The organism is Streptomyces calidiresistens (assembly GCF_014141525.1).
GTDB classification, from domain to species: domain Bacteria; phylum Actinomycetota; class Actinomycetes; order Streptomycetales; family Streptomycetaceae; genus Streptomyces; species Streptomyces calidiresistens.
In genome coordinates this window covers 1-18,365 of sequence record NZ_VKHS01000027.1, presented here as the reverse complement: position 1 = coordinate 18,365, position 18,365 = coordinate 1, and the positions used below count along the sequence as shown (strand labels likewise).

Sequence of the window (18,365 nt, the reverse complement as noted above, 5' to 3'; positions counted from 1 at the left end):
GGGTTCGGCGGGGGCGGGGCAGTACCGGTTCCAGGCGTCGATGAACTGGGTGCGGGCGAAGCCCTTGGCCTGCGCGCCGCCGGGGAAGCGGTGGTTGGCCGAGCCGATGCCGTAGTCGCGCAGCAGGAGTTGCAGACCGCGCGGGGTGAGGCCGTGCGCGCCGTGTTCGGCCCACGGTGCCTCGCCGTCGGCCCGCAGCGCCTCGATCAGGCGGCTGGTGCGCAGCACGGCGGGGTCGCCCTCGTGGGCGAAGACGCGGCGGATGTCGGCCAGGATGCGGACCCGCAGGCCGCTGTCCTCGTCCTGGTCCGCCTCGTGCGCGGACATCGCGCGGCAGGCGGTGCGGGCGGCGTCGGGCCACTGGCCCCCGGCGAGGTCGGCGACGATCACCAGGGGTTCCCAGGTGTCGGCGGCGCGATCCTCGACCGGCATCGCCGGCTCCGCGTTCATCGCCTCCGTCCTCAGCGGGCGCAGCCACGCGGTGAGGCGGTCGCGGAGGTGGTGCAGGGCGGGGGTGTCGCGGGCGGTGCGGAATGCGGCGACCTTCTCCGCCCCCGCCCGGCGGCGCATCCTGACGACCACGGACCGGTCCATGATCGTGTCGGGGAGGTCCCCGATCCCGGCCAGGGCGGCCATGGCGAAGGTGGGGAACGTGGCGACGTCGTGGTTGGGGCCGGTGACGCGCAGGGTGGGGCGGTTGCGCTGGTGGCCGGCGTTCAGCAGGCCGCGCAGGTCCTCGTTGCGTTCGGCGACCTTCTGCGAGCCGAAGAGGGTGTCGGCCTCGTCCACCAGCAGGGTCGGCGGCTCGTCCTCGGTGATGGAGCGGAAGATCGCCGCCGCGCTGGCGTTCACGGTGATCAGCGGCGCGTGCACGGTCTCGGTGACCACGTCCAGGAGCCGGGACTTCCCGCACCGCTTGACCGGACCCACGATCGCCAGGCGCGGCGCGTGCTGCCAGGCGGTCTGCAGGTGGGTGGCGGCCACCCACAGGGTGACGGCGTCCAACACCTGCTCGGAGGGCAGGATCACGAACCGGGATATGCGGCGCCGCAGTTCGTTCAGCAGTTCCGCGCCCCGCCGGGCGGGCTCCGCCGGGGAAGGCGGGCCGGCCTCACCGGTCGCCGCGTCACGCCGGGGATCCTCCGGGGCGGATGGCGGCGACTCGGGGGCGGTGCCGGGGAGAGATGGCGTCGGGGTGGGGGTCTCGTCCATACTGGGCATCGAGCTCCTCGTCTTGCGGGCCATATGGGACGGCAATCCCAGCTCCGCAGGTTGATCGCTAGGGATGGCGGTTGTGAGGTTCGAGCTTGGCCCCCCGGCTACCACCGGGGGGCTTTTCTCGTGTGCGGGGACGACGGACGGACGGGTCTTCCCTCCCGTTCGGCACGCGACCGGCGGCACCAAGATCGTATCACGAGCACTGCGCATCGCAGAAGTATTTTGCGAGTCGCAGAAGCGATGCTACGGTGGTACTCCTGCGCGAGGCAGGGACTCACTGCCCACGGAAGGAGGTGATCACATGAGCGAGGACCCCTCGGAGGGCGTGCTCCTCAGCGGCGAGGAGAACGTCGCCGTCCGCATCAGGTTGGAACGCGAGGCACGCGGCTGGAGCACCAACGGCCTGTCCGACCGCCTCAACGAGGCCGGGTTCGAGATGAACCCCTCCGCCGTGTGGCGCATCGAGAACCGCAAGCGCCGCATCAACCTCGACGAGGCCATCGGCTTCGCCGAGGTCTTCGGCATCGACCTGCGCAACCTCGTCGGGCCACCCCAACTCGCAGCCAGGGCCAGGGCGATGCACCTCATCGACGAGGTCGTGGAGGCGTTCCGCGCCACCCAGCGGGCCAACGCGACCTTCACCCGGGCGCGCGACGCGCTCGACGCCTACCTGGCCGAACACCCCGACATCCGCGAGGAGGCGGAGGTCATGGTCTCCAACGCCATCGCCGAGGTCAGCGCCATCCACCTGACCGAGAGCCACGATCCCGCCTCGGACCCGGGCACCCGGGCCGAGGAAACGTAGACCCGCCCCCTTCGGGGCGGACCCCACCGCACAACCGCCATCCCAGCGATCGACCCGGCAGGCCGGCATTGCCGTGCCACACGCCTGCCAGAAGAGGAAGACTCCTTGCGCCGACCGGCGATACCCCATGCCTCCAACCGGCCCTCGACCACGCCGGAGGAGGTGACCACCACCGACCGCCTCCTCACCGTGGAGGAAGCCGCCGCACGCCTCGGCACCGGCACCCGCTTCATCCGACGCCTCATCGCCGAACGCCGCATCCGGTACGTCAAGCTCGGCAAGCCCGTCCGCGTCCCGGAGAGCGCCCTCGCCGCCTACATCGCCGAACGCACCGTGCCGACCGCCGCCGAGACGCGGGCCGCCCGCTACGGGAAGGCGGTCTGATGGCGGGACGCAAGCCGCAACGGCGGCGCGAGTTCGGCACGGTCCGGCAGCTCCCCTCGGGCCGCTTCCAGGTCAGGTACTGGGCACCGGACGGCAGCCGCCGCAAAGCCCCGGAGACCTTCGCGACCAGGGGCGAGGCACAGACCTGGCTCACCCTGACGAAGGCCGACATCGAGCGCAACCACTGGGTCGACCCGGACGCCGGCGCGGTGAACTTCGAGACCTATGCCATGAAGTGGATCGAGGAGCGCGGCCTTGCCGCCACCACCGACGAGCTGTACCGACGGCTGATGCGGATCCACATCCTCCCCACCTTCGGCGGCCTCGACCTCGACGGGATCACGGCGCCCGTCGTGCGGACCTGGCGGGCCGAGCGGCTGGGGGTGACCGGCGCGACGACGGTGGCCAAGGCCTACCGCCTGCTCAAGGCCGTCATGGAGACGGCGGTCGACGACGAGTTGATCCGTCGGAACCCCTGCCGGATCCGGGGCGCGGGCAGCGAGAGGGCCAGGGAACGACCCACCGCGACCGTCGACCAGGTCGATGCGCTCGCCAACGCGGTCGGCCCCCGTTGGCGGCTGATGGTGTACCTCGGCGCCTACGGCCCACTGCGGCCCGAGGAACAGGCCGCCCTGCGCCGCCGGGACGTCACCCTCGAACCCCTCACGGTCCGCGTCACCACGGCGGCACCCGAGCTGACCACCGGCCGCCGGGTCGAGGGCGACACCAAGTCCCGGGCGGGCGCCCGGGTCATCCACCTTCCCGCCTTCCTCCACATCGAGATCAAGAGGCACCTCGACTGGTTCGCGGAGAAGGAGCACGACGGTCTGCTGTTCGTCGGCGAGCGCGGCAAGCCGTTTCGACGGTCCACCTTCGGGCGGCGGTGGCGCCGGGCACGGGCGGCGGTCGGCCTGCCGGAGGACTTCCGCTTCTACGACCTCCGGCACACCGGGCACACCCTGTCCACCCAGTCGGGCGCCACGCTCAAGGACACGATGGTCCGCGCCGGCCAGTCCTCGCACAGGGCGGCGCTGATCTACCAACACTCCGACGACACCCGCCAACGCGAAGTCGCCGAGGGCATCGACGCCAAGGTGCGAGCAGCCCGGGACAGGGAGGCTTCGCCCCGCTCCCGAGGGCGAGAGGCCCGATAACGCGCTGGGGCTGGGACGAAGAGACTCGTCCCAGCCCCGGAGGTTGTCCCGCAATGCTCGGTTGGGCGCAAACGAGGCGGACAACCTGCTATCGGCGAAGGCCGGGGCGGGGATGAGTGGACCCGCCTATGTTTCCGCCGTGCACCAGCCTCGATCCATGGCGATGACCGACGGTGACCTGGTGGCGGCGTTCCCGAACCGGCTCGCCGATGACATCCGCGCGGTCTTGGCGGTCATGCCGCAGGCCCGGAGCGCACCCGTGTCACCGTTCTCGGTGTACGTGGGTGATGAGGCCGTCACCATGCCGTTGGATCTGATGGTCGGGCCGGTCTCCGTGAGGCGGCTGTCCATGAGGTGGCTGCGGTAGTGGACGTGCCGTGGGTCGCGTCGGATGCGCCGGTCGAGGTGTTCGGGGGTGTGGAAGGTGACGTTGGAGAGCGAACCGTGCCGCAGCAGGGCCCGGGCGCCTTCGACGGGGTTGAGGTTGGGCACACAGGGCGGCAGGTAATGGATGGGGCTTGTAGCAGGACAGCGCCGCGATGGAGACGCGTCTGCGGGAACGGCCCCCCTCCCGCGCCACCGGGGACCGACCGCGCCGGAACCAGGCCTTGGCCTGCAGCGGTGTCATGGAGAAGTCGGCTTCGCCCTCGAAGATGAGCTGAGATCTACGGGCTGCCGCGAGTCTTCCGCGCGGAGCCGGATCTCTTTCATCCCCCGGCCACAGCCTCGTCATCTCGCTTCACGGCCCGGCGTGCTGGAGGCACCACCCGGCCGAGGGGGAGCACCTGGCAGGACCAGCCGCTGCGCGCCAGCAGCTTGCGCACACCCTGGATCGTGTAGGTCAGGTGGAAGTGCCGGCCGATCACCGTCTTTCCTCGGCTGAGGGGCCGGTGCTGGTCCTCCCAGCCCTGCGTGGCCGGCCCTTTGGCCGGTTCCGCCTCCGTCTGCGCGAACTGCTTCTCACTCGGCCGCGGCAGCGACGCCGGGCCCTGTGACAGCAGCACCCGCGGACCCCCTTGGCCTACATCTTCCGCCAGCGCTGCACCGAGCGGATGCCAACGCACAGGTCCGTGGCGATCACAGAACTCGCCTCCCCCCGGCGCATCTCTCGACTGCCTTGAGCCGTAACTCCTTGCGGGATTGCTACCGTTCGACGGTCAGCCCGCCCCCTTCTTTGCACCTTTGGTGAATCGGCCCAGGGCCCTCCGGGTGGCTCAGGCCACATGAAAAGCGCCCTCGTCACGAAGGGAGCCGTTTCTCTGCGGGCGCCGCATGGGTGTCCCTGGAAGCTGGTTGCTCGGGCACGAGGGTCACTTGGGGCACGCGCCCGCCACGGCACCGGGCCGTTCGCTGCGCGTCAGATGCCGATGAGTCTGATGCGGTCCCCGCACAGCATGCGCATGTCGTCGATGTCCGAGGTCAGCATGGCGACGGGGCCCGGCTGCCGCAGGGCCGCCTCGGCAACGGTGGCATCGATCGCGTACTTGTGGCCGTGGAGGTCAGCGCCTTTGAGTAGATCTGCCGCAGTCCTCGCAGCCTGGTCGGTGACCGGTTCGATCTTCAACCGGGACAGTGCCCAGCGCAGCCGGGGCAGGTTTACTCGGCCGTGACTGACCTCGACGATCGTATTGGCGCTGATGACCAGGTCGGCGCCCATGTCGTGGAATACCTGGAACAGCGCGAGAGTCTTGCGGTCCTGCGCTACCCAGGCCGAGAGTCCTTGGGAGTCGAGGACCACCGTTTCGACGTGCTTCACGCGGCCGCCGGCTCCGCCCCGTTGCTCTGTGTGCCGAAGATCCGGGTGCGCGCCTCAGCCAGTTCCTCCTCGGTGAATACCCCGTGCTGCTCCTGGTACCGCCGCAGGTCGTCACCCAGGAGCTGGTGCCGGATCTGGCGTGCCACTGCCTCCGCCACATACCCGGAGACATTGTCAGTGAGCTTCTTCAGCTCGTCCACCTGCTCGGTGGGAAGGGTCACGGTGATCCGCGTAGTACTGGCCATACGATCTAGCATACTCCAGTATGCGCGATGGTGGCGAGCGTGGGTACCGAGGAGCGAACCCACTTCCGGGCCGGGGAAGCACCGGTGTCTCCGCTCCAGCGGTATTGCCGCCTGCACCCGGTGGCGCGCTTCCCGCCACGGGGACACGGCCCGGCGGGCACGTTGAGGAGGAAACGGGCTGGTACGACACCTGTCACCGGAATGACGAACCAGCTGTCGCCCGCTACGCCCCGTTCGGACGGGCGCCACGCGGCTCTCCGCAAAGACGCCGGTGTGCCGGACAACGTGATGAACCCTCTCCGGGGAAAAGTCGTCGATCTCATGAGGAGTACCGGGCGGCTGGCCCGGAGGGCACACAGGACATCACCGGCGACAAGTGGATGCGCCATCCGCTCGGAAGCTGTCCCGGCTCATGGGATTCGTCAAGGCGGAGTGGGACGAAAGGTTCTCGGGATTCCAGCTCGACGCCGACGCGTACCGGTCGGAACTTCCCGCACTCCGGAATCAACTGCTGCCCGGCGCGTGGAGCTTATGCTCCGAACCGGACCACTACCGGTTCAGCAGCCGGCGCTGCGTCAAAGATCTCGTCGGTGAGGCACGGGAGGAACGGATCGGTGCGACGCAGCGGTTGCGTTGGGCTGGGGCGACGATGGACTCGTATTCGGCGGTGAAGGTGCCCTGTACAGACAGCGGCAGCTGGAGATGCAGAACGATTCCCCTGGAGTATTGGTGAGTAGCGGGCGTGAGGACACAGGGCCCGGCCCCAACGGGGCCGGGCCCTGTGAGGTCGGTGTTTATGTGGTCTCGCCGTGCGCCAGCACACGGGCCTTGGCCGCCCACTCCTCCATCCTCGTGATGGCGGAGGTCAGCTGCTTCACCGCGGCGGAGATCTCCTTCACCGGCTTGCGGAGGTGCCGACTCAGTCGGACCATGGCACCCGCCGAGGCGCCGAAAGAACTGATCTGTGCGAGGCCGTCCCGCGCGGCCTCATCCAGAGACATCAGTTGCTCCAGGAACTGATCCGCTCCCTCGCCGCGCTCATCATGCGGTGTCATCTCGATGAGCGCCAGCGCGGCCCGTACTCCACTGTCCAGGGTCGTCATCCGCTCCGCGAACGCAGCGGCAACAGTGTTCAGTTCGCCTGTGGGCGCGCTGATCGTCTCGGAGTAACGGGCGATGGCGGCGAGCCGTGCGCTCATGGGCGCGTTCGCCTTGGTCAGATCGACCATCTCGGTGCCGCACTGCTCGGACAACACTGCGATCGTCTCGATCGTTTTTGTGATCGCCTCCATGTCGGCGGTCATCTCGTCCAGCCCGTCGTCGATCACGGCGAAGTCATCGAGCAGCCCCGGTGTGTCCTCCTCCTCGCCGTTCCCGTCATCGCTGACCTCCGAAGCGAAGGCCGGTCCGTCGCCGGTATGGAGTCCGCGCAGTACCCGTGCCGGTGTGAGGAGTTCGAAGCCGTCCTGAAGCCCGGCTTCCAGAGTGCTCTCGATCTCCTTGCGGGCTCCGGCCAGATGGCTGCGCGTCCGCTGGTAGCGAATAGTCCTGATCGATGCGATATCGAATGGCAGCTGCCCAGCCTCCCCAATATGGATCGTCGGCTTGCCGGTGATGTGCCGCAGCCCCAACTCGTACATCACATTCGGGTTGCCGCCGCTGACGTCCGCGACGACCAGGTCGGACTCGACGACGTGCCGACAGATCTGCTCGTTGATGTCACCGGCGTGTGCGATGCCATCCGCTCGCACGGCGCTGATGCCGTACTTCTCGCAGGCGGGGGCAATCACCTGCTCGAAGATGCCGAGGTGATGCTCGTACGCCTCACGCTCGGGGCTGCCATGCGCGGCGTGAGGGTCCCCGATGGGGCCGACAACGAAGCACCTCCGGGGGTGGTCGGACTCCTGTCGGAGCATCTGTGACGTGATCATGCGAGAACCTCCGATGTGTGAGCGTGGATGTCGTGGGGTGGGACGGCGGGCGGGGCGTCGTCGGCCGGAGGGACGGCGTATACCGGACGTTCCTCGATGCCGAGGGCATGTAGTAGGTAGGCGGTGGGGATGCGATAGCGTCCGCCGACCCGGAGCACGGGACATGGGAAGGTGCCAAGGCGGATCAGCTTGTACGCCGTTGCGGGGCAGATACCGAAGGCGCGGGCGGCTGTGCGCAGGTCGACACTCAGGGGCAGGTTGAGAGCCTCCGCGAAGCCGAGCGGCAGGCTGGCCCGCCCGCTCACCGCAGGGCTCCTGCGGGGCACAGGGCCAGCGTGCCGATGATGTGGGCCTCCTCGTGGCGGCGGGCCCGGAACACCAGGTTGGGCAGGCGGCTCTCGGTCCGCGGCCGGCCTCGCCGGGGGCCTCGCTCGGCGAAGCGGAGCGTGGCATACAGGCATTCGCGGCGGAACGGGGGTGTGATGTGCACTTCCCATCCCTCGGGTGGGCGGGGCCGCTCCTCCGGCGAGATGGTGGCGTTGCGTGTCTCGGCCAGGGCATGGATGTCGAGGATGGGGATCTCCCGCGTGACGCGCTTCGCGTAAGCCCACATCCGGTTCACCGCCTCCTTGATCAGGCGACCGCCGGTGTCCGGGCCGGTCGGGTCGGCCGTGTCGAGAGCGGTGAGCACAGCCAGGACGGCCTCCGCCTCCAGGTCGGCCCGGTCGACCTGCCGCCAGAGACGCAGGATCCGGTAGAGATTCCGGTACAGCCCGGGCAGCGCCAGCCAGACGACGAACAGCCGTCCGGTGCCGTCACCGTCCCGTGGCTCCTGTCGGGCGTCGGTGACGGCCTGTCGCCAGACCGCCGCGCCCAGCGCCGCGTCCCGCCGCGGACCGTAGAGTGCTTTCCTGCTCTCTTGTGGGGAAAGCAGGACCGCGCGGGAGTCGACCTGCACCATGAGGGGCGGCCGCGTGCCGCCGGGCAGTCCGAGAACGTTCCGGTCGATCCGGGCGAAGACGCTTCCGGATCCGGTCAATGTCATGTCTCTTCCTTTCCGGCCCCATCGGGCCGGAGGTACACCAGAGCGGCGGCGGCTCGGCCGCAGACGTGTACGAGGCCGGTCAGGGCGGACCGCACGGCCGCGTGCCGCGTCATGCGAGCCGTGTACGCCGTCCCGTTCTGGCGCCGGGACCGTGCGGCGGACGAAACGGGCGGGTGGAAGTGAATGTCGCCGTACACGGCGTGGCCCACGTTCACCCCGTAATCCGCCCACTGGCTGTCGCCCCGCTCCTGCCGGAGTGGCGCCTTGGCGGGGGCCGTCACCGGGCGGGCCCGGGGTCGGCCGAGGGAGGGGACACGGGCAGGCCGACAGTGAGGCCGCCGACAACGTCTCGACCGACGGCGGCGCCCTGGTGGACGTACTGGGACAGGGGCATCCGACTCGGGGCGCTGGCACTCGGCAAGAGCTCGGGCTTCGGCTCCGGCACCTCTGCCATGGCCGACCGGATGTCGCAGGGCGCGTGCCCCGGCACGCGGATCCAGCCGTAGCCGCCGAACTCCTTCACTCGTACATGGACCTGTGTGTACTGGGCAGGGTCGAGGTCCGGCCACCCGGCCCGCACGACGTCCTGGTACAGCCGGTCCGACACCATGACGGCGAGATCCGCCACAGTGAGGGTGGCGAGTACGGCTTTGAGTTGGGGCGCGTTGACGTAGCGCGCCACGGCGACCGGGGCCGGGCCGGCGTGGCCGAGGGCGGCGTCTGCGACCACGCCAGTGTCCACGGCCATCCGCAGCCTGACCCGCTGGGCGGCCGGGCGGGCGTTGCGGTCCCCCAGACGAACCGCGAGATGATGGACGAAGGGACCCAGCACGGCGTCCTCCGGTGTGGCCTTGGGGAGGACCGCGAACTCCAGGTCGCCCTGCGGTTGGCGTATCCACGCCGACCGGTCCAGCCCGGTCAGCGCCGCCGCCTCGTCGAGCATTCGGACCAGCTCGGACTGGACGACCGACTGCGTCCGAGTGTCAAGACGGCTGTAGTGCTCCACGTCCACGGCCATGCACAGCCGACGGTGCGGCGTGCAGACCGAAGACCGGAGAAGAGGGACATCTTTCATGGCAACTCGCCACCTTCCAAAGGGTTTGGGTGCGGTGCACGCCAACTGTGGGTGGAAAGGGCGGGAGCAGCCAAGAAAACCGCATTAATGCGGTTTTCTTGGCGTGGCTCTAGGCTGTCGGCACCCTCAGGAGGGCTGTCTCGTGCAGTCCGATCAGGTCCCGTACGTAGGTCTGCCGGTGGCCGGTGGTGATGATGTCCTTGTGTCTTAGCTGCGTAAGCGCCTTGTGCACGCTGCGCGTTCCGGCACCAATGAGGGCGGCGAACTCAGACTGCGACAGGTTCACGCCAATGCGCAGTGAGTTCCGTTCCGGCTGCCCGTACGTGGTGGCCAGTTCGACGAGCACGCGCGCCAGCCGAACCGGGACCGGGTATTCGCCGAACTCGAACCGCAAGCGGTCGGATCGACGCAGCCGGGCGCAGACCACCTGAATGAACGTCAGCGATATCTCGGCATGGGCGAGGAGGAAGGCGCCCAGCTCATGCCTCGGGACAATAGTGGCGACCACCTCACCACAGGCGGTGACCGTGGCCGACCGCCGCCCCACGCCCATCGCAGCTACCTCACCCACGATGTCCCCCGCAATCCTGATGTCCATGAGTCGTACCCGGTCCCGGTCCAGTCGCGCGGTCACCTTCACCACCCCCTCGTGAAGGACCACCAGCTCCCGTGCCTGTTCGCCTTCGTGGATGAGTACGTCTCCCACCGCGTAGCGGCGTCGGGTGCCGAGCCGTGTGAAGGCCGTGCTTGCTTCAGGCGACAACATGTCGAGGAAGGCCATGCGGCCGTTGGAGTTCCAGCCATGCATCATCCGCACAGCACAGCACTCGGTCACCCTCGGCGGCGAGCGATTCTGTCCAATCCGCTGGCGCGCCAGACGCACGCAGGGGCGCGCCACGGCGCACGGTCGGACTATCCGTCGTACCCCCTATGAGCCGGAGCCAGCCGGGTTGGACCGTTCAGTTCCGGTCGGAGTCGTTGATTGCCTCGTCCACGCCGTAGGAACCGGGAATAGCAACTGGTCCATCAGATCGAGGATCTCGGACCGGCCCGGGTGAAGATGCTCGAACATGCGCGCGGACCAGAAGGCGGCCGATGTGGCGCGCGTCAGCCGCACTGCGGGCCAAGTCGACCGCAGTGGCCCCGAAGCCGGAAATCGATCAGTGCGGTTACTGCTGCAGCGGCGGTTATGGGGGTCGGTAACTTCCAGCCCGGACAAACGCCGGCAGTGCGGTGGTGACCGGGGCGTGGATCAAGTGGTACGCCTGCTCGCCGGTGGCGTGGTTGCGGCGGATCAGCAGTGCGGTCTCGAAGCCGTCGCGGCCTCGCGGTCCGGCAGCGGGACCAAGGCCCTGGCGTTCTCGTGTTCACCGACCGGGCGGATCTCCCCCGCGTGCGCGGGCAGGGGCGCAGCCAGGGTATGGGCATTCTGCCTGCGGGGCCCGAGCGTGTGCCGGTAGCCGATGGCCAACACGTAGGACAAGGCGCTGATCGGTGAGCCAGGCCCGCAGGGCGGGGTTGTCGCCCTACACCTCGTCCCTGGTCACCCACCGGAACGGCCCCTGGCTGCTACCGCCCGCGCCGGCATGGTCTTGGCCGGGGCAGGTTCGGTCGCGAAGACGACGTGCCGGCCAACCCGCGCGTCTGCCTGCCGTGGCGCACCCTCCGTCCAGGAGCTCGGCAAGTACAACTCGCGGTCGGCCAGTGCCCGCCTGGCTGCGGAGGCGTAGGCCAGGAAGACCTCCAGCCGACAGTTATCGATCTCCCCGTGGTGCCGGCGTATTGCCGCTGCACCCCAGCCGGCCGGACGCCCTTCTTGAAGAATCCGGTTTCGTCCACGATCAACACGCCGTCATTGTCGGCGAGATGCTCCAGCGTGAAGGAGCGGACCTCATGCTGAACCGCATTCGCGTCCCAGTTCGCCTGGTTCAGCAACCGCTGCATGTCATACGGGCACAGCTCCCCGGCCTGCTCGGCCAGCGTCCACCCGTTCTTCCGCTCCAGAGCCGTCAGCAGCCCCTGCCGATACTCCCCAACCCGCCGACGAGGACCCGACCTGCGAAAGTGCTGACCAAGCCGGTCCTGCAGAACCTCCAGATCCGCAACCCGGGCCGGTGCCATTGCGCCGTGTGCAGGCGCTTCCAAGCATCTGCGAGCTGTGGTCTTCCTGAAAGTTGGGGCACGCGGAGGGCACGGCGCCTACGGGGAAGACGGGCAACGAAAAAGGCCCAGGTCTGTGACCTGGGCCTTTCGTCTGGAGCGGGCGACGAGAATCGAACTCGCGCTCTGAGCTTGGGAAGCTCATGTTCTACCATTAAACTACGCCCGCGAGGGGAGGCCGGAAGGGCTTCCCGTCGGTGTAGAGAGTACCTCATCACGGCCTCCGGGTGCAGCGATGCCGGCGGGTGTGACGGTCCGGTTTCGGCCGGAGTGCCGATGCCGGGACCTGTCCCCGCCATCCCCTACCGTATGGACGGTCGTCCAGAGCAGGGGAGTGCGTCGTCTTGCAGACCACCGTCGTCCGCTGTGCCGAGGGGCACGTGTTCAACACTCCGGCTTTCCCGATGCAGCAGTTGAATCCCGAGCGTTTGGGCCCCGCCCGGTTGCTCCGCTGTCCGCGCTGTGCGCGGCTGCGCAGCGCCGTGCCGGTGGTCGGCGCGGAGGCGGCTGTCGGCGGGGGAGGGGTCGTCGTCGGGAGCGCGTGAGCGTTCGGAGGTTGTCGGAGGAGCGGGGCCCGGGTCGCGGCGGCGGCACGGGCCCCGTGCCGTGTCCGGGGCGGGCCCGCGGCCGGGCGCGGGGTGCCGGTCGGTGGCGTTCCGGGATGCCGGGCGGCGCGGCACGGCCAGGGGTCCACGTACGCGATCCCCGGACTTCGGGGACACGGGAACGCCGGTGCGCAGGGCGCCCGTCGGGCCCCGGGGCTCCGCGGGCGCCGGAGCGGCCGGTCGGCGGCTCAGATGGTGGTGCGGTGGAAGTCGATGTAGGAGCGCGAGGCGGTGGGTCCGCGCTGGTTCTGGTAGCGCGAGCCGCGCGCGCCGGACCCGTAGGGGCGCTCGGCCGGTGAGGTGAGCCGGAACAGGCAGAGTTGGCCGATCTTCATGCCCGGCCACAGCTTGATGGGCAGGGTCGCGACGTTCGACAGTTCCAGCGTGACGTGCCCGCTGAAGCCGGGGTCGATGAAGCCCGCCGTGGAGTGGGTGAGCAGTCCCAGTCGGCCCAGGGAGCTCTTGCCCTCCAGCCGGGAGGCGATGTCGTCGGGCAGGCCGATCAGTTCGTAGGTCGACGCGAGGACGAACTCGCCCGGGTGCAGGATGAAGGGTTCGTCGCCGACCGGTTCGATCATGCGGGTCAGGTCGGGCTGTTCCACCGCCGGGTCGATGTGCGGGTAGCGGTGGTTCTCGAAGACCCGGAAGTAGCGGTCCAGTCGGACGTCGATGCTGGACGGCTGGACCATCTCCGGGTCGTAGGGGTCGATGGTGACCCGACCGGCCTCGATCTCCGACCGGATGTCCTTGTCCGATAGCAACACCCCCGCAGGTTATCGCTGCGGGGGCGTTGCTCGTGCACCGGGGCTCCGGCGACCGGGTGGGGCGGGTGCGGCCGGGCCCGGGTGGGTCGGTTCAGAGGGTGCCCAGCTTCACCAGCATGAGGAGGGCGATCAGCTGGATGGCGGAGGCGCCCAGGGCGCGCGGCCAGGGCAGTTCGTGGGAACGGCTGACCATCAGGGTCAGCAGGAAGCCCGCGTACAGCCAGGTGAGCCAGCCGACGATCTGCACGATGATGTCGGCTCCGCCGAGGAAGACGGCGAGGGCCAGGCGGGGCACGTCGGTCATCGTCATGATCAGCATGGCGAGGCCGGCGGTGGGTGCCCAGTGGCCGTTGCCGCCCAGTTGGCGGGCGAGGCTGTGGGTGACGGTGCTCAGCAGCAGGGCGCCGATGACCATGGCGACGCCGGTGACCAGCAGGTACGGGATGAGGCTGGAGAGGGTGGTGGCGAGGATCGAGTCCCGGGCGCTGTCCAGGCCGAAGACGGCCACCAGGCCGTAGAGGAAGGTGACGATCAGCGCGGGGCCCCACACGGCGTGGTCGCGCATGTGCCAGAAGGTGGGGTCGGGGCGCAGCACCAGCCCCCGCAGCAGTTCCTTCCAGCCCAGGGGCGGCGGGCCCGGCTCGGCGGGCCCGTGGTCCTCGTACGGGGCGGGGTCGGGTTCCCGGTGTCCGTGGCCGCCGTACCCCGGGCCGTCGTACCCGTGGCCGGAGTACCGGTCGTCCCCGTGGCCGCCGCCGTGCTGGGGCGGGTAGCCGTAGCCGCCGCCGCGCCCGCCGTAGCCGCGCTCCCCCACGGGCCGCACCCGGTCGTACCCCGAGGGCGGTGCCGGAGCGGCGCCGGGGTCGCCGTTCTCCGGGCGGTACAGGTAGCCGAACGGGTCGTCCCCCTCCGGGGTCCCCGCTCCGTGGTGGCCCGCGCTCATGGCTCGCGCTCCTTCTCGTTCCCCGCCCTCGGTCATGCCGGGGCCGAGCCTACCCCGTTCGGGTGAGAACGCCGGCCTCTTCCGGACGGTCCGCCGGCTCAGCCGGCGCGGCGCCGGCCGTGGGAACGCGCCCGCTTCTCGACGTACATCCGCTGGTCGGCCGATTGCAGTATCTCCTCGATGGAGAGTCCGCAGGAGGCCCAGCCGATACCGAAACTGGCGCCCACCCGCACCGACCGGCCGTCCACCCGGATCGGCGGGATGACCGCGCCGCGCAGCCGCACCGCCAGGTCCGAGGCGTCGGCCGGTCCCAGGCCGTCGGCGAGCACCACGAACTCGTCGCCGCCCAGCCGGGCGACGGTGTCGTCGTCGCGCACGCACTCGCGCAGCCGGCGGGCGACCTCCCGCAGCACGGCGTCGCCGCTGTGGTGGCCGAAGCGGTCGTTGATGGACTTGAAGCCGTCGAGGTCGCAGAAGAGCACGGCCAGGCCCTTGCCGTCCGAGCCGGGGGTGCCGGGTTCCATGACGTGCTCGTGGTGGTCGTAGGGCGGGGGCGCCGGGGTGCCGAGCCCCTCGAAGGCGTCGGTGGAGCGGCGGGTCAGCGGCTCGCGGGGGCGGGCGCATATTCGGCTGCCGAGGCGCTGGCGCAGCTCCGCGTTGTTGGGCAGGCCGGTGAGGGCGTCGTGGCTGGCGCGGTGGGCGAGTGCCTGCTCGTGCCGTTTGCGCTCCTCGATGTCCTCGACGTGGAGGAGGAGGAAGCGGGGGCCGTCGGTGGTGTCGGCGACGACGGAGTTGCGCAGGGAGACCCACAGGTGGCGGCCGTCGCGGTGGGCCAGCCGCAGTTCGGCGCGCCCGCCCTCGGCGGAGGTCCGCAGCAGTACGCCGACGTCGTCGGGGTGGACGAGGTCGGCGAAGGAGTGGCGGCGCAGCAGGGAGGCGGAGAAGCCGAGCATGCGGCACAGGGCGTCGTTGACGCGGATCAGCCGGCCGTGGGTCTCCCCGCCGAGCTCGGCGACCGCCATGCCGCTGGGGGCGTACTCGAAGGCCTGGCGGAAGCTCTCCTCGCTGGCGCGCAGGGCCTCCTGTTCGCGTTCCAGGCGGGCGAGGGCGCGCTGCATGTTGGCGCGCAGACGGGCGTTGCCGATGGCGACGGCGGCCTGCGCGGCGTAGAAGCGGATGGCCTCGCGGCCCCACCGGCCGGGGCGCCGGCCGTCGCGGGGCTTGTCCACGGACAGGACGGCGATCAGCTCGCCGTCGAAGGAGCGCATGGGGGCGAAGAGCCGGTCCATGGGGTGCCACTCGTCGGGGTAGCGGGGCGCGGGACCGGTGGTGTGCCACTGGGGGACGTCGTCGTGGTCGAGGACCCAGCCCTCGGTGTGGGGGATGAAGCGCAGGCCGTCCCAGTCCTCGCCCATGCTCAGGCGGCGGTTCCAGGCGTCGCGGGAACCGGTGCGGCCGGCCATCAGGGCCTCGGCGCCGGGGCTGCCGGCCACGGCGGCGACGAGGAGGTCGCCGTCGGGGCGCACGAGGTTGACGGCGGCGAGTTCGAAGCCGAGGGTGGCGACGGCACCGTCGGCGATGGCCTGGAGGGTCTCGGCCATGCCGCGGGCGGTGTTGAGGCGGGCCACGACATCGTGCAGATCCCGCAGCCAGGCGAGATGAACGTAGGGCTCCGTGTCCGTAGTCATCACTCCCCCGGCGTTCGCGTGCACGTGCAGATACACAGCCCACTGAATCACAATGCGCTGCCCACTAGGTACACAGGGTCAACAATTAGTCCCATCATGTGATTCATGTCACATTTCCTACCCCTGGCGGAACGACGACCCGTGACCCGGGGCTCCCGCACAGCCCACCATCCCCCGCGGCCACATCAACACCGGTCATCACATTCACGCAAAAAGTTTCCACCGCGCGAACGCGCCGGAGCCGCCCCGGTGTTCCCGCCCCCGCCGGGAGACACCCCCGGTCACCGCGTTCCGAGCCGGGAACCGGTCGGCCCCGGACCGACCCCGCCGGCGGGTCTCCGTCCCCGGACCCGGGACCGACCCCGTCCCCGGACCCATGCGTGGAACCCCCCGGGGCGGTTAGCGTTTCGGTGTGTTCGACAGCGAAGCGACCCGACTCGCGGCCCCCACCGACGCGCCCGATCCCGCCGACGCCCCCGCCCGGGCGACCGGGAACGTGAGCGCCGACGACTTCCGCGCCGCCATGGCCCGCCTCGCCGCCGGCGTCGTCCTGATCACCGCGCACGACGAGGACGACGGCCCGCTGGGCGCGCCCATCGGCATGACCGCGACCGCCTTCCTCTCCGTCTCCCTCGACCCACCCCTGGTCATGGTCAGCGTGCGCACCGACTCCCGGATGGAGGAGGCGCTGCGCCGCACCGACCTGTGGGCGGCGTCCCTGCTCGCCGAGAACCAGCGCGCCCTCGCCGGCCGCTTCGCCATGAAGGGCCGACTCAGCGACCGCCTGCTGTTCCGCGAGACGCCCCACACCCTCGGCGACCACACCGGCGCGCCCCTGCTGCACGGGGCGCTCGCCGTCGTGGAGTGCCGCACCGAGCAGCGGGTGGCCGCGGGGGACCACACCCTGTTCATCGGGCGGGTCCTGCACACCGACCTGCCGGCCTCCGAGGCCCGGCCGCTGACCTACTTCCGCAGCCGCTACCGCGGCCTCGACTGAGCCGCCCCCTCCGGGGAGGGCCGCCGGGGGCGCGAGGACGGCCGCCGGTGCCCCGGACGGAGCCGCCGGTACCCCGGCGGGAGCCGCGCGGGACGGGCCGGCGCCGGAAACGGCACGCCCGCGTTCGGGACGCGCGGGACGGGGCCGGAACGGGCCCGCCCCCGGAGCCGGTCAGTCCCAGCCGCCGCCGGAGCGCCCGCGCTTGGTGTCGCCGCGCCGCTTCTTCTCCCGCAGCCGCCGCTCGTTGACCGCGCGCGGCACCTTCCGCGCCCGCCGGGGGCGCGGCGGCGGGGCCGTCGCCTCCGCCAACAGCGCGGCCATCCGCCGCACCGCGACCTCCCGGTTGCGCCACTGCGAACGGTGCTCGGAGGCCGCCACCGTCAGCACCCCGTCCACCAGCCGCCCGGCCAACCGCTCCAACGCCCGCTCCCGCCACACCTCCGGCAGGGCACGCGTCGCCGCCAGGTCGAGGCTCACCTCGACCCGGCTGTCGGTGGTGTTCACGTGCTGGCCGCCCGGCCCGGAGGAACGCGAGAAGCGCCACCGCAACTCGGACTCGGGGAGGACGACCGAACCTCGGATCACGACGGGCTCGGACATGCCCCCATGATTCCCCGTCGACGCCCGCCGACGCACCCGGTTATCCCACCGCCCCCGCCCGCACCCCGTCACCCGATCGGCGGCACCGGTGACACCCGGTCGCTTTCGGCCCCGGGCCGAAGGGGTTCGGCCATCGCGTCCGTCCGGGGCGGAACCTCTCCGACCTCACCCGACGTTGGAATCGGTGCGGGTAACGTCGTCCGCGAGAGCCGGGGCGGCACGGGACACGCGCCCCGACCCGCTCCGGGGACACCACCGGGACCACAGGACAACAGACACACAAGGGGTTATGTCATGGCCGTGAGCCTGACCAAGGGCGGAAACGTCTCGCTGACCAAGGAGGCGCCGGGTCTGACCGCCGTCACCATCGGGCTCGGTTGGGACACCCGCACCACCACCGGCGCCGACTTCGACCTGGACGCCAGCGCCATCGCCGTGGACGCGGGCAGCAAGGTCGTCTCCGACGGCCACTTCGTCTTCTACAACAACCTCGCCTCGCCCGACCAGGCCATCCAGCACACCGGTGACAACCTCACCGGTGAGGGCGAGGGCGACGACGAGCAGATCAACGTCTTCCTCGACGGCCTCGGCCAGGACGTGGACAAGATCGTCTTCCCGGTCTCCATCCACCAGGCCGAGGCCCGCGGCCAGAACTTCGGCCAGGTCCGCAACGCCTACATCCGCGTGATCAACCAGAACGGCGGCGCCGAGATCGCCCGCTACGACCTGAGCGAGGACGCCTCCACCGAGACCGCCATGGTCTTCGGCGAGCTGTACCGCAACGGCGCCGAGTGGAAGTTCCGCGCCGTGGGCCAGGGCTACGCCTCCGGCCTGGTCGGCATCGCCCAGGACTACGGCGTCAACGTCTGAGACCCCGCCCCCGACCCCGGAAGCCCGCACCGGCCCCGGCCGGGCCGCCGGGCACCGCACCGGGCAACGCCCCCGTCCCGACGGGGGCGTTCGTCGTTCCGGGCCGCCCGGTGGGTGGGCGGGTG

General features: G+C 70.5%; 18 protein-coding genes, 1 tRNA gene and 2 pseudogenes. 6 read left to right on the top strand and 15 right to left on the bottom strand.

The genetic code is table 11. The features are described 5' to 3' along the window. Positions 1-1,212, bottom strand: a 1,212-nt coding sequence (locus FOE67_RS02730; RefSeq protein ID WP_182660130.1) for a DUF3631 domain-containing protein, incomplete at its 3' end; no start/stop codon positions are given. A 307-nt stretch (positions 1,213-1,519) separates the two neighbouring features. Here FOE67_RS02730 and FOE67_RS02725 point away from each other — a divergent pair. The 3 genes from FOE67_RS02725 (at position 1,520) to FOE67_RS02715 (ending at position 3,561) form a co-directional block, all read left to right on the top strand. Further along, positions 1,520-2,023: a helix-turn-helix domain-containing protein gene (locus FOE67_RS02725; RefSeq protein WP_182660127.1), complete on the top strand. Its 504-nt coding sequence runs from the start codon at positions 1,520-1,522 to the stop codon at positions 2,021-2,023. A 162-nt stretch (positions 2,024-2,185) separates the two neighbouring features. Next, positions 2,186-2,407, top strand: coding sequence for a helix-turn-helix domain-containing protein (locus FOE67_RS02720; protein ID WP_182660126.1), 222 nt, complete (start codon positions 2,186-2,188; stop codon positions 2,405-2,407). Continuing rightward, positions 2,407-3,561: a tyrosine-type recombinase/integrase gene (locus FOE67_RS02715; protein WP_182660125.1), complete on the top strand. Its 1,155-nt coding sequence runs from the start codon at positions 2,407-2,409 to the stop codon at positions 3,559-3,561. The genes FOE67_RS02720 and FOE67_RS02715 overlap by 1 nt, the downstream gene beginning before the upstream one ends. A gap of 309 nt (positions 3,562-3,870) precedes the next feature. On the opposite strand, the pseudogene FOE67_RS30740 reads toward FOE67_RS02715, so the two are convergent. The 10 genes and pseudogenes from FOE67_RS30740 to FOE67_RS02660 form a co-directional block, all read right to left on the bottom strand. Further along, positions 3,871-4,752, bottom strand: a pseudogene (locus FOE67_RS30740) (winged helix-turn-helix domain-containing protein); the annotation flags it as partial. 166 nt (positions 4,753-4,918) lie between these two features. Beyond that, complete coding sequence (locus FOE67_RS02700) at positions 4,919-5,317, bottom strand: PIN domain-containing protein (protein WP_182660123.1); 399 nt, start codon at positions 5,315-5,317, stop codon at positions 4,919-4,921. Further along, positions 5,314-5,562: a type II toxin-antitoxin system CcdA family antitoxin gene (locus FOE67_RS02695; protein ID WP_182660122.1), complete on the bottom strand. Its 249-nt coding sequence runs from the start codon at positions 5,560-5,562 to the stop codon at positions 5,314-5,316. The genes FOE67_RS02700 and FOE67_RS02695 overlap by 4 nt, the downstream gene beginning before the upstream one ends. Positions 5,563-6,356: 794 nt before the next feature. Then, a complete protein-coding gene (locus FOE67_RS02690) occupies positions 6,357-7,493 on the bottom strand; it encodes a hypothetical protein (protein WP_194443888.1) in 1,137 nt (378 codons plus the stop codon). Next, positions 7,490-7,798 carry a helix-turn-helix transcriptional regulator gene (locus FOE67_RS02685; protein WP_323384086.1) on the bottom strand — a complete coding sequence of 103 codons (309 nt, stop codon included), beginning with the start codon at positions 7,796-7,798 and terminating at the stop codon, positions 7,490-7,492. Before FOE67_RS02685 ends, FOE67_RS02690 begins: the two co-directional genes overlap by 4 nt. Further along, a complete protein-coding gene (locus tag FOE67_RS02680) occupies positions 7,795-8,538 on the bottom strand; it encodes a hypothetical protein (protein WP_182660121.1) in 744 nt (247 codons plus the stop codon). Before FOE67_RS02680 ends, FOE67_RS02685 begins: the two co-directional genes overlap by 4 nt. A gap of 277 nt (positions 8,539-8,815) precedes the next feature. After that, a complete protein-coding gene (locus FOE67_RS02675; RefSeq protein WP_182660120.1) occupies positions 8,816-9,613 on the bottom strand; it encodes a hypothetical protein in 798 nt (265 codons plus the stop codon). Between the two features lie 109 nt (positions 9,614-9,722). Continuing rightward, positions 9,723-10,394 carry a Crp/Fnr family transcriptional regulator gene (locus tag FOE67_RS02670; protein WP_182660119.1) on the bottom strand — a complete coding sequence of 224 codons (672 nt, stop codon included), beginning with the start codon at positions 10,392-10,394 and terminating at the stop codon, positions 9,723-9,725. Between the two features lie 415 nt (positions 10,395-10,809). Beyond that, positions 10,810-11,734: pseudogene (locus FOE67_RS30735) on the bottom strand (IS701 family transposase); the annotation flags it as partial. Positions 11,735-11,868: 134 nt separating this feature from the next. Continuing rightward, positions 11,869-11,942: transfer RNA gene (locus FOE67_RS02660), tRNA-Gly, on the bottom strand. A 175-nt stretch (positions 11,943-12,117) separates the two neighbouring features. Between FOE67_RS02660 and FOE67_RS02655 the strand changes: the two genes are divergently transcribed. After that, a complete protein-coding gene (locus tag FOE67_RS02655; protein ID WP_182660117.1) occupies positions 12,118-12,318 on the top strand; it encodes a hypothetical protein in 201 nt (66 codons plus the stop codon). A gap of 248 nt (positions 12,319-12,566) precedes the next feature. On the opposite strand, the gene dcd is transcribed toward FOE67_RS02655, so the two are convergent. The 3 genes from dcd to cdgB all read right to left on the bottom strand — a co-directional run bounded on the left by dcd (position 12,567) and on the right by cdgB (position 15,773). Continuing rightward, entirely contained in the window at positions 12,567-13,142 is a 576-nt protein-coding gene (gene dcd / locus FOE67_RS02650) for a dCTP deaminase (protein ID WP_182660116.1), read from the bottom strand. Positions 13,143-13,233: 91 nt separating this feature from the next. Then, entirely contained in the window at positions 13,234-14,085 is an 852-nt protein-coding gene (locus tag FOE67_RS02645; RefSeq protein WP_182660115.1) for a Yip1 family protein, read from the bottom strand. Between the two features lie 98 nt (positions 14,086-14,183). Then, entirely contained in the window at positions 14,184-15,773 is a 1,590-nt protein-coding gene (cdgB, locus tag FOE67_RS02640) for a diguanylate cyclase CdgB (RefSeq protein ID WP_182660114.1), read from the bottom strand. Between the two features lie 412 nt (positions 15,774-16,185). Here cdgB and FOE67_RS02635 point away from each other — a divergent pair, with 412 nt between their 5' ends. Beyond that, positions 16,186-16,770 carry a flavin reductase family protein gene (locus tag FOE67_RS02635; RefSeq protein ID WP_323384083.1) on the top strand — a complete coding sequence of 195 codons (585 nt, stop codon included), beginning with the start codon at positions 16,186-16,188 and terminating at the stop codon, positions 16,768-16,770. 171 nt (positions 16,771-16,941) lie between these two features. Here the strand turns inward: FOE67_RS02635 and arfB are convergent, their stop codons facing one another. Further along, the gene (gene arfB, locus FOE67_RS02630) at positions 16,942-17,370 is read right to left on the bottom strand and encodes an alternative ribosome rescue aminoacyl-tRNA hydrolase ArfB (RefSeq protein WP_182660113.1); all 429 of its coding nucleotides are present in this window, start codon (positions 17,368-17,370) and stop codon (positions 16,942-16,944) included. 294 nt (positions 17,371-17,664) lie between these two features. Here arfB and FOE67_RS02625 point away from each other — a divergent pair, with 294 nt between their 5' ends. Further along, positions 17,665-18,240 carry a TerD family protein gene (locus FOE67_RS02625; protein ID WP_182660112.1) on the top strand — a complete coding sequence of 192 codons (576 nt, stop codon included), beginning with the start codon at positions 17,665-17,667 and terminating at the stop codon, positions 18,238-18,240. Positions 18,241-18,365 lie beyond the last annotated feature (125 nt).

Excerpts from the sequence above, each read along its gene's own strand:
- FOE67_RS02725 (WP_182660127.1), top strand. The coding sequence starts at position 1,520 with ATGAGCGAGGACCCCTCGGAGGGCGTGCTCCTCAGCGGCGAGGAGAAC.
- FOE67_RS02715 (WP_182660125.1), top strand. The coding sequence starts at position 2,407 with ATGGCGGGACGCAAGCCGCAACGGCGGCGCGAGTTCGGCACGGTCCGG.
- FOE67_RS02695 (WP_182660122.1), bottom strand. The coding sequence starts at position 5,562 with ATGGCCAGTACTACGCGGATCACCGTGACCCTTCCCACCGAGCAGGTG.
- FOE67_RS02690 (WP_194443888.1), bottom strand. The coding sequence starts at position 7,493 with ATGATCACGTCACAGATGCTCCGACAGGAGTCCGACCACCCCCGGAGG.
- FOE67_RS02680 (WP_182660121.1), bottom strand. The coding sequence starts at position 8,538 with ATGACATTGACCGGATCCGGAAGCGTCTTCGCCCGGATCGACCGGAAC.
- FOE67_RS02675 (WP_182660120.1), bottom strand. The coding sequence starts at position 9,613 with ATGAAAGATGTCCCTCTTCTCCGGTCTTCGGTCTGCACGCCGCACCGT.
- FOE67_RS02670 (WP_182660119.1), bottom strand. The coding sequence starts at position 10,394 with ATGGCCTTCCTCGACATGTTGTCGCCTGAAGCAAGCACGGCCTTCACA.
- FOE67_RS02645 (WP_182660115.1), bottom strand. The coding sequence starts at position 14,085 with ATGAGCGCGGGCCACCACGGAGCGGGGACCCCGGAGGGGGACGACCCG.
- cdgB (WP_182660114.1), bottom strand. The coding sequence starts at position 15,773 with ATGACTACGGACACGGAGCCCTACGTTCATCTCGCCTGGCTGCGGGAT.
- arfB (WP_182660113.1), bottom strand. The coding sequence starts at position 17,370 with ATGTCCGAGCCCGTCGTGATCCGAGGTTCGGTCGTCCTCCCCGAGTCC.
- FOE67_RS02625 (WP_182660112.1), top strand. The coding sequence starts at position 17,665 with ATGGCCGTGAGCCTGACCAAGGGCGGAAACGTCTCGCTGACCAAGGAG.